This window comes from Paenibacillus sp. M2 (assembly GCF_046713495.1).
Taxonomy (GTDB): Bacteria; Bacillota; Bacilli; order Paenibacillales; family Paenibacillaceae; genus Paenibacillus; species Paenibacillus amylolyticus_B.
On sequence record NZ_CP169648.1, the window covers coordinates 7,326,016 to 7,335,438 of the forward strand.

Here is a 9,423-nt window from a genome sequence, read left to right on the forward strand (position 1 = left end):
ATACACCACGATTTAAGTCAATCGGCAGTATATTTTTTTACTTTCCTAGACAGAACTGGGAGAAAATCTGATCAATTAATGCATCATGTGCTGTATCCCCAACAATCTCGCCCAAATGCTCCCACGCCAAACGAACATCAATCTGTATCATATCGATTGGAATGAACTGCTCTGCTGCTTCATAGGCATCAACCAGGGACTGCTTCGCTTTCTTGAGCAAAGCAATATGACGCACATTACTGACATAGGTCAGGTCTGCGGACTCCAGTTTACCACTGAAGAATAGCGTAGAGATGGCATCTTCCAGTCGATCCACACCCAGATCATCTTTCACCGACATCGGTACAAGCCGTTCTTCCGGAATGTAACGAAGCAGCACGTCACGTTCCACCTGTGGCGTTAAGTCCATTTTATTCATAATGATTATCGATTGTCTACCGCGGATTTGTTCCAATAATTCAATCTCATCGGGATGAAGTGGCTCCGCAGCATTCACAACCATTAAGATCAGATCGGCTTCACTTACCGCAGAGCGAGAGCGTTCTACCCCGATCTTCTCTACAACGTCCATTGTTTCCCGGATCCCTGCCGTATCCAGCAACTTCAGTGGGATATTATTGATCGTAATGAATTCCTCGATCACATCACGAGTTGTTCCTGGAATGTCCGTGACGATAGCCCGATTATCTTGAGCGAGTGTGTTCATTAATGAGGATTTACCTACGTTAGGTCGTCCAACAATAGCGGTCGTTATACCTTCTCGCAGGATCTTTCCTTGCTCTGCTGTAGTCAGCAATTTATCAATTTCAGTCATAACCTGACTGGACTTTTCTTTAATAAAATCAGACGTTAACGACTCCACATCATGCTCGGGATAATCGATATTCACTTCAATATGAGCCAGTGTTTCCACCAGTGTATATCGTAGATCACGCAATTTGGAGGATAGTTTGCCTTCAACCTGTTTCAATGCAACCGAGAAAGCTCTGTCCGATTTGGAACGAATAAGATCCATGACACCTTCAGCCTGAGACAGGTCAATCCGCCCATTAAGGAAAGCACGCTTTGTGAATTCACCGGGTTCAGCCAGACGAATATCAAGCTGCAACAACAGGTCCATGACCCGTTTAACAGACACTACACCGCCATGCGCACTGATCTCCACCACATCTTCTGTTGTGAACGAACGCGGTGCTCGCATGACCGTAACCAATACTTCCTCAATCTTTTCCCCATTAACGGGATCTATGATATGACCATAATGAACCGTGTGAGATGCTGCCTGAGTTAAAGGGGTTTTGCTGCGAAAAATCTTTTCCGTCTCCGACACTGCTTCCGGGCCGCTGACCCGGATCACGGCGATACCCGCCTCTCCGACAGCCGTTGATATCGCTGTGATCGTATCACTGATCATGGTTATCTCTCCTTGCTCTATTTTAAAATTGCCATCCCTTTAGGGACGCCATATCCATTTTCAAATCTATTAATGATATATCATATGACATGCTGCTTATCGTATTAAGTTCACTCTTTACTTGTTCTACGCACCTTATCAAATTGCTTCTGTACGAAAAAAGCAATGGCTTCTGCACCGGGCAGGAAGCCATTGCGTCTTCAATTTCGTGTTATTTCGTCGTAATAACCACACGCCGATTAGGCTCCTCGCCCTTACTTAACGTCTTAATCTGCGGGTGATTTTGCAGTTTTGCATGGATGACTTTTCGTTCGAGCGGAGGCATTGGCTCCAGTACAACTTCCTTACCGGTACGGATTGCTTGCCCAGCCAACCGTTCAGCCAGATCCTCCAGTGTCTTCCGCCGACGTTGACGGAAATTCTCCGCGTCGAGCACAATTCGAACGAAGCTTTCCGAATATCGGTTCGCTACAATGTTCGTTAGATACTGAAGCGCATCCAGCGTCTGTCCACGTCTGCCAATAATCATGCCCAGATCTTCGCCGGCAATATTGAAGATATGTCCATCCCGCTGTTTTTTGATATGCACTTCAACATCCAGTCCCATACCTGCTGCGACCTCTTTCAAGAAGGCAGCCGCTTCTTCATAGGGATTTTTAGCTGCAACATCCTCAAGTAATGCATCTACCTCAGATTTGTATGCAGCTGGCTTGATCGGCTGTGGAACAACTTCCGGTACAGGCAACAATTTCACTTCAACTTTGGCCGCCCTCACCCCGAACAAACCCAGGAATCCTTTTGACGGCTGCTCTAACACTTGTATCTCGACCTTGTCCCGACTTACGCCAAGCTCGGTCAATCCTTGGTTTACAGCATCTTCAACGGTTTTTCCTGACGTAATGACTTTGGTCATTTCGATTTTTTGGCCCCTTTCGACCCTTTTCCAGAGACGGTCGCTTTGCCACCGTTTTTGCGTTTAGCTCCATTTTTGGAAGAGCTATTCTGCTTCACGTTGACCTCAGCCACGATTTTATCATTATTCCGGTAAAGGAAATAGTTTTGTACGATCGTGTAGATGTTACTGTAGAACCAGTACAGCGGAAGTGCTGACGGGAACTGATAAGACATCACGAAGATCAAAATCGGGTATACCCACAGCATAAACTGCATCGGACCCACTTGCTGTGCAGGGTTCATACGCATCATCATCCATGTTTGAATGAATGTTGTGATGGCAGCCAGCACTGGCAAAATAAACAGGTGATCGGGTGATCCGAGCTGGAGCCACAAGAAATCATGCGTTCTCAGACTGGAGTTTCCGTAAATTGAGTTATAAAGTGCGATGTAAATCGGCATCTGAATGATAAGCGGCAGACAACCGGCCATCGGATTAACTTTGTTCTCCTGGAACAACTTCATTGTTTCTTGCTGAACTTTCTCAGGTGTATCTTTAAACTTCGCTTGAATCTCCTTCAGCTGCGGCTGAATCGCCTGCATAGCTTTGGAGCTACGGACTTGTTTCATTGTTAATGGTAAAATCAATGTCCGTACAATAAGCACCATCACGAGGACGGCCAGTCCATATTCACCGTTGAACCAGTTGGCGAAAGTATCGAGCGCTAGTGAAAACCAATATACAACATTACTTTGCCAGAATGAGCCACTGTTCTTTAGATCTTCCGTAGTAACCCCGGCTCCTTGTGGAGTACATCCGGCGAGTACGGTGACCATTGCAATGACTGCAATGAGGAGAATCCACTTCCCCTTTGATGTCTTCAATCGCGACACTTCATAACCCCTCTCTTAACCAATCCATTCCATCGTAAAATCATACCATAATTAGGAGGACAAATAAACCGAAGCTTACCGCTTGCCCGACTTCAAAAGAGAGCCCTTACGCAGCGCATGCAGCAGGCTTTTTTCCATTTCCTTATAGGGCATGTCCAGTGCACCTTTTCTGACGATAAAAATCAGATCCATCTGCGTGACGATCTCATGCTCATGATGACGAATAATTTCCTTAATCATGCGTCTCATCCGGTTGCGTACGACAGCGTTTCCGATTTTCTTGCTGCATGATACGCCGACCCGAAATTGTTCCGTATCTTTACGGCGACAACCATACACCACGAATTGATGATTGGCAAACGATTTCCCATACCGGTATACGCGGCTAAAGTCCGCCCGGTTTCGTAGACGCAGTCTTTTATACACGGCGCTTCTCCTTGCTGTTCTCCACCAATGTTATTGACGGAGGCCTCATTACTGATTTAGTATAGGCTTTCTTGAATGACGGTAAACCGTCTTGGCGACAACTTCATTTGGGATGATGTTTGAACGGCCATATGAGCCACACAATCATCCGGGATGATAGTAGATCGGACATTTAACCGAACCAACACTTCATCTCTATATAAGGTAAGTTTTCGAAAATGGAAAACTCACTCAACATACATAGATGTATATTCAGAGCTTTTTCGCAGACCATTCAGACCTGATCTGTACCAGCATCCAGTCTGAAATGATCCAAATTAAGAAAAAAAAGACCACCTCGGTGGTCTTCAATGCATTAAGCACTCAGGTTTTTACGGCCTTTAAGGCGACGTGCGGCCAAAATTTTACGGCCGTTGCTCGTGCTCATTCTTTTCCGGAAACCATGAACTTTTTTACGTTTGCTAACGTTCGGTTTGAATGTAGGTCTCAATGTATTGCACCTCCTCACAAGGAAATACTTATGTGATGAATCACTTTCATCTTCACAGAAAACACCTTTATATATTTAACCATGATCACCTGGAAAAGTCAACTGCATGGCGCAAGGCTTCTCCCTCTTTTATATACACTCTCCATCCCACCCAAAGCAATGACCACAGTCCGTTCACTTCAATACCATTATCAAGCCCCGAAGACAGTCCTGAAAGTTATCCCCAGACCCTGATAAAGATCACCATTTTTCAGCATTTATAGTTATCCACACCCTCCAATACCTGTTATCTCCTTTATGACATCCTGTTTGAAGTTATTCACATGTGGATAATGATTTAGGCTATAAATATCGTCAAATTCTAATCCGGTTGTATCCGCTTCAATTAAGGTTTACAAGCTTTTGAGAAAGGTGTAGGATAAAAATCACATCTTGTATACAAGTAGTCCTTTGAAAAAAACAATTAGCCGTTAGCTTGTAGCTACAGACTATGGATTGAACTGAATGTCCAGTCCGCAAAATAGTTATGCTATGATCAGTAATGAACTGATTACTTATTAATAGGAGCGTTAGCCATATGTTATTTCCTTCTTCCTGGCTTCAAGGGGCTTCCCGTGGTGAAGCCATTGCCTGCGAATTAAGGCTGCGGATCATCAGCGGTACCCTTCGACCTGGAGAGATTTTGTCGGAAAACCGAATTGCGGCTGATTTTGACAGCAGTCGTTCACCTGTCCGTGAAGCATTACGAACTTTGTCTAATGAAGGACTTATTCGACTTGAACGTATGGGTGTCGTTGTCATTGGACTACGAATCAAGGATGTCGAAGAATTGTATGATGTCCGTTTCCTGATTGAAAGTTTTGTGCAGCAGCGACTTGCTGGTGATGTCCCAGAATCATTAATCACCCAGCTACGTAACGTGATTGACAAAATGCAACTTGCGGGACGGCATCAGGACGCCGTCGAATTTGCCTATCAGGATCTCGTTTTTCACGAGACCATCATTGAAGCTGCTCAGCATTCCCGTATTTCACATCTATGGAAGAGCATTCGATATGTTGTGATGACCGTGATGCTGCTCACAACGCGCAGAGTTTTTGTTCAAGGCGAGCAGAAAGTAAGCGCTGTAATTGAAAAGCATCGTTTGCTCGTTGAAGCACTTGAATCAGGTGACAAGATGCTCATTCAGGCTGGCGTCCGCACGTATTTCCAAGATTCTGGCAAAACCCTGCACGAAAGCTTTGATTCTTAATCGATGCAAGGCGATTGCAATCATATCCGTCGTGAATGATTGCGGCTTAACTTGTCGACAAGTATACAAAATGCGATTTTGTTTCAAATTTGGGCATGATAAAACTACATTTTTCGCTAACACCTTCTGCATTACTGGTGCACATTTAATTGTTGACGATAATTTCACTTGTAAGCGTTCTATATCAGAAATAAAGGAGCACACAACATCATGAGCACTCTTTTTGGACTATCACATAACGCAACATTATTGGTTTGGACGTTAATTGCGATCATTTTTCTGATCGTTTTGATTTCCAAGTATAAATGGAATCCCTTTATCACCCTGCTGTTGTCCGCATTAATGCTCGGTTTGCTTACAGGCATGAAACCTGCCGACGTGATCTCTTCCATTACCGGGGGACTTGGAGGCACACTTGGAACCATCGCAATTGTTATTGCTCTCGGTACAATGCTTGGCAAGATGATGGCCGAATCAGGCGGTGCCGAGCGCATTGCAACTACATTGGTTGATCGGTTTGGTGTGAAACGTGTGCACTGGGCCATGATGATTGTTGGATTTATCGTGGGTATTCCTGTTTTCTTCGAAGTCGGCGTGATTTTGATGATCCCCATCATTTTCACCGTTGCACGTAAAACCAACATGTCTTTGCTGCAGATTGGTATTCCCATTTTGGCGGGTCTGTCGACTGTACACGGTTTGGTTCCACCCCATCCAGCGCCAATGATTGCAATTGAGGCCTTCAGCGCAGATCTGGGTAAAACCATTTTGTACTCCCTTATTGTTGGTATTCCTACAGCGATTATTGCAGGTCCCTTGTTTGGTAAATTTATTGGTAAAAGAATACACACCGAACCGCCAGCTGAACTGGCTGAACAATTCGCAACCAAAACAAACAGCAACATGCCTGGGTTTGGTATTACCCTGTTTACCATATTGCTGCCGGTTATTTTGATGCTGATTGGTTCCATAGCCAGCATCATTGACCCAAACGCCACGAGCGGCTTCACCGTTTTCAGTGAATTTATCGGTCATGAGATCATTGCTCTGCTCATTTCAGTTGTATTTGCCCTCTTTTCACTCGGCTTTGCACGTGGGTTCACCAAACACGATATTTCCCGCTTCACCAGTGAATGTCTGGCGCCTACGGCGACCATCATTCTCATTATTGGCGGAGGCGGTGCTTTCAAACAGGTATTGATTAACAGTGGTGTAGGTAACGCCATTGCTGAAGTGGCCACCCATGCCAACATTAATGTAATCTTCTTCGCTTGGCTTGTCGCTGCACTTATTCGTGTAGCTACCGGTTCAGCAACCGTAGCCATGACCACAGCTGCTGGCATCGTCGCTCCGGTGCTTGCACTCACACCAGGTGCCAATATTGAGCTGGTTGTACTCGCCACAGGTGCAGGGTCACTCATCTTGTCCCATGTGAACGATGCCGGATTCTGGATGATCAAAGAATTCTTTAATATGAGCGTTGCCCAAACATTGAAAACGTGGACCGTTATGGAAACACTATTATCCGTGGTCGGACTGATCTTTATTTTGCTCCTGAGTACAGTCGTATAAAGGGACTCTCTATAGTAGAAAGAAATTAAAATCTCATCGCTTTCTGAAGAAAGAAGGATTAAATATATGAACAACTACATGATTGGGATCGATATTGGTACCACCAGTACCAAATCCGTATTATTTACCGAGCAAGGCTCCGTCATCAGCACCTCAACACAGGAATACCCTTTGTATACCCCTGCACCCGATGTTGCCGAACAGGACCCTGAAGAGATTGTACAAGCGGCCCTCCGCTCTGTCCGTGGAGTCATGGATCAGAGCGGTGTTGCTGCCGAGCAGATCCTGTTAGTATCCTGCAGCTCAGCTATGCATAGTGTCATTGCCATGGGACAGGATAACACACCCTTAACCCGTTGCATCACCTGGGCGGATAATCGAAGTGCAGCTTGGTCTGCCCAGCTGCAAGAGAATGGATTGGGCCATCGCATCTACCTGCGCACAGGTACACCGATCCATCCCATGTCACCGCTGACCAAATTAATGTGGCTACGCCACGATGAAACTGAACTTTTTGGGCGTACCGCCAAATTTATTTCGATTAAAGAATATCTGTTCTTCCGTCTATTCGGACAATATGTCGTCGACCATTCCATCGCTTCCTGCACAGGCTTGCTCAATCTGGAACAACTGGACTGGGACGCAGAGGCCCTTGAGATTGCAGGCATTACACCCGACCATCTCTCGAAGCTCGTGCCTACAACATATATATTAGAAGGAATGAATCACGAATCGGCTGAAAAAATGGCTCTCTCCCCCTCCACGCCCTTTGTTATTGGCGCAAGTGATGGGGTTTTATCCAATCTCGGCGTAAACGCCATTGAACCTGGGGTTGTCGCAGCAACCATCGGAACCAGCGGGGCCATTCGCACTGTCGTGGACCGTCCAGTTACCGATCCCAAAGGTCGAACCTTCTGTTATGCCCTCACAGAGAATCTTTGGGTCATTGGTGGACCTGTGAATAACGGTGGCATGTTGTTTCGTTGGGTACGGGATGAATTCGCCGCATCTGAAGTGGAAACAGCGAAGCGACTTGGCATCAATTCCTATGATGTGCTGACCAAAATTGCCGAACGTGTCCGGCCGGGATCGGAAGGGCTTCTGTTCCATCCGTACCTTTCGGGCGAACGTGCCCCTTTATGGAATCCGGATGCCCGTGGTTCCTTTTTTGGCTTAACACTCCATCACCAGAAAGAGCATATGATCCGAGCTGTCCTGGAAGGGGTTATTTTCAACCTATATACGGTACTGCTCGCCATGGAAGAACAGATTGGACAACCTACCTCCATTCAAGCTACCGGTGGGTTTGCACGCTCTCCTCTCTGGCGCCAGATGATGTCTGATATCTTCAATCAGGAAGTGGTTGTACCCGAGAGCTTCGAAAGTTCCTGTCTGGGTGCCGTCGTGCTTGGTTTGTACGCTACAGGGCGGATCCAATCGCTTCATGCCGTTTCTTCCATGGTCGGTACAACGCATCGGCATACCCCTGTCAAAGAGAATGCCGTACTCTACCAGGAGCTGCTACCCATCTTTATTCGGATCTCTCGCAAACTGGAAGAGGAATACGCAGATATCGCTGAATTCCAGCGTAAGATGTCCCTTCCCCGTCTCTAAATCATCAATCCATACTTCGTCTCTGTACGAAAAAAGAGGGTGTCCCCTAAAACCAAAATCGGTTTTAGGGGACACCCTCTTTTAAGATAATTTCATAAAATGTCGTTCGGATCCATATTATATAGTCATACACTTCTACCTCAATATTTTAGTTTCTGCTTACCTCTTATTCCGGGTAATTCATATTCCACTTGTCTTAAAATCAATTCCTCTTTGTTAATTTTCCATCTATATATCGATGTCTACAGATCGCCATCTCCTCAGAAACCAGATCATATTTCTTGTTTAATGATACGTCAATTTGGATTTTTTCTCGCCTTCCAGTCTTACGCTGAATTCATGGATTTTATCATCTGGCCTTCGCATTAAAGTACGAGGGGTAGAGATCACTCTTTTTCCGATCTTGATCATGCCTCATTTTCACTTCACGGTTATCCACAGATAGGTTATTCACAAACGAAGAATACTTTTACACACAATTTGGCATCATTTGACGGATAACCTGTGTATAAAACATTTTTGGTTTTTGGGTCATTCTGTCGAAAATTAAACAGTTTATAAACAATATATTGTGTTGTGACTAAAAATTATACACAAGTTATTGAATTTGTGGATAAAATCACGCGATACGTTGAAATGCGGGGTTTCTTTTGCTATGATTGTATTACTTTTGGATGTGAATATGTGATCTGACCCATAATATTATCAACAGCCTGTGGATAAAGTTGTGAACAATTTTCCGTTGTTCATACTTTTTTTGTTTTCGACCTGCGGGGGTTTGGGGATAAATTCAACAATATATCTCGTATTTCGACACTGCATCATGGCTTAAGCCACACTTGGAACATGTAAAAGGAGTGACAGTCT

Annotated in this window: 8 protein-coding genes; 3 read left to right on the forward strand and 5 right to left on the reverse strand. The window is 45.1% G+C overall.

Going from position 1 to position 9,423, the window contains the following annotated elements; translation table 11 throughout:
• Positions 1-37 precede the first annotated feature (37 nt).
• The 5 genes from mnmE to rpmH all read right to left on the reverse strand — a co-directional run bounded on the left by mnmE (position 38) and on the right by rpmH (position 4,118).
• Positions 38-1,414, reverse strand: a complete 1,377-nt coding sequence (gene mnmE, locus ACETMN_RS33210) for a tRNA uridine-5-carboxymethylaminomethyl(34) synthesis GTPase MnmE (protein ID WP_036671881.1) — start codon at positions 1,412-1,414, stop codon at positions 38-40.
• Positions 1,415-1,625: 211 nt separating this feature from the next.
• Positions 1,626-2,327, reverse strand: coding sequence for an RNA-binding cell elongation regulator Jag/EloR (gene jag, locus ACETMN_RS33215; protein ID WP_036611977.1), 702 nt, complete (start codon positions 2,325-2,327; stop codon positions 1,626-1,628).
• Positions 2,324-3,202, reverse strand: coding sequence for a YidC/Oxa1 family membrane protein insertase (locus ACETMN_RS33220; RefSeq protein ID WP_036671883.1), 879 nt, complete (start codon positions 3,200-3,202; stop codon positions 2,324-2,326). Before ACETMN_RS33220 ends, jag begins: the two co-directional genes overlap by 4 nt.
• Before the next feature lie 75 nt (positions 3,203-3,277).
• Positions 3,278-3,628: a ribonuclease P protein component gene (gene rnpA, locus ACETMN_RS33225; RefSeq protein ID WP_091012193.1), complete on the reverse strand. Its 351-nt coding sequence runs from the start codon at positions 3,626-3,628 to the stop codon at positions 3,278-3,280.
• A gap of 355 nt (positions 3,629-3,983) precedes the next feature.
• Entirely contained in the window at positions 3,984-4,118 is a 135-nt protein-coding gene (gene rpmH, locus ACETMN_RS33230; RefSeq protein WP_017691413.1) for a 50S ribosomal protein L34, read from the reverse strand.
• Between the two features lie 577 nt (positions 4,119-4,695).
• Between rpmH and ACETMN_RS33235 the strand changes: the two genes are divergently transcribed.
• From ACETMN_RS33235 to gntK, 3 genes are all read left to right on the forward strand, one after another.
• The gene (locus tag ACETMN_RS33235; RefSeq protein WP_017691412.1) at positions 4,696-5,370 is read left to right on the forward strand and encodes a GntR family transcriptional regulator; all 675 of its coding nucleotides are present in this window, start codon (positions 4,696-4,698) and stop codon (positions 5,368-5,370) included.
• A 210-nt stretch (positions 5,371-5,580) separates the two neighbouring features.
• Positions 5,581-6,942, forward strand: a complete 1,362-nt coding sequence (locus ACETMN_RS33240; RefSeq protein WP_091012191.1) for a gluconate:H+ symporter — start codon at positions 5,581-5,583, stop codon at positions 6,940-6,942.
• 66 nt (positions 6,943-7,008) lie between these two features.
• Complete coding sequence (gene gntK, locus ACETMN_RS33245; RefSeq protein WP_411735623.1) at positions 7,009-8,556, forward strand: gluconokinase; 1,548 nt, start codon at positions 7,009-7,011, stop codon at positions 8,554-8,556.
• The last annotated feature ends 867 nt before the right edge of the window (positions 8,557-9,423 follow it).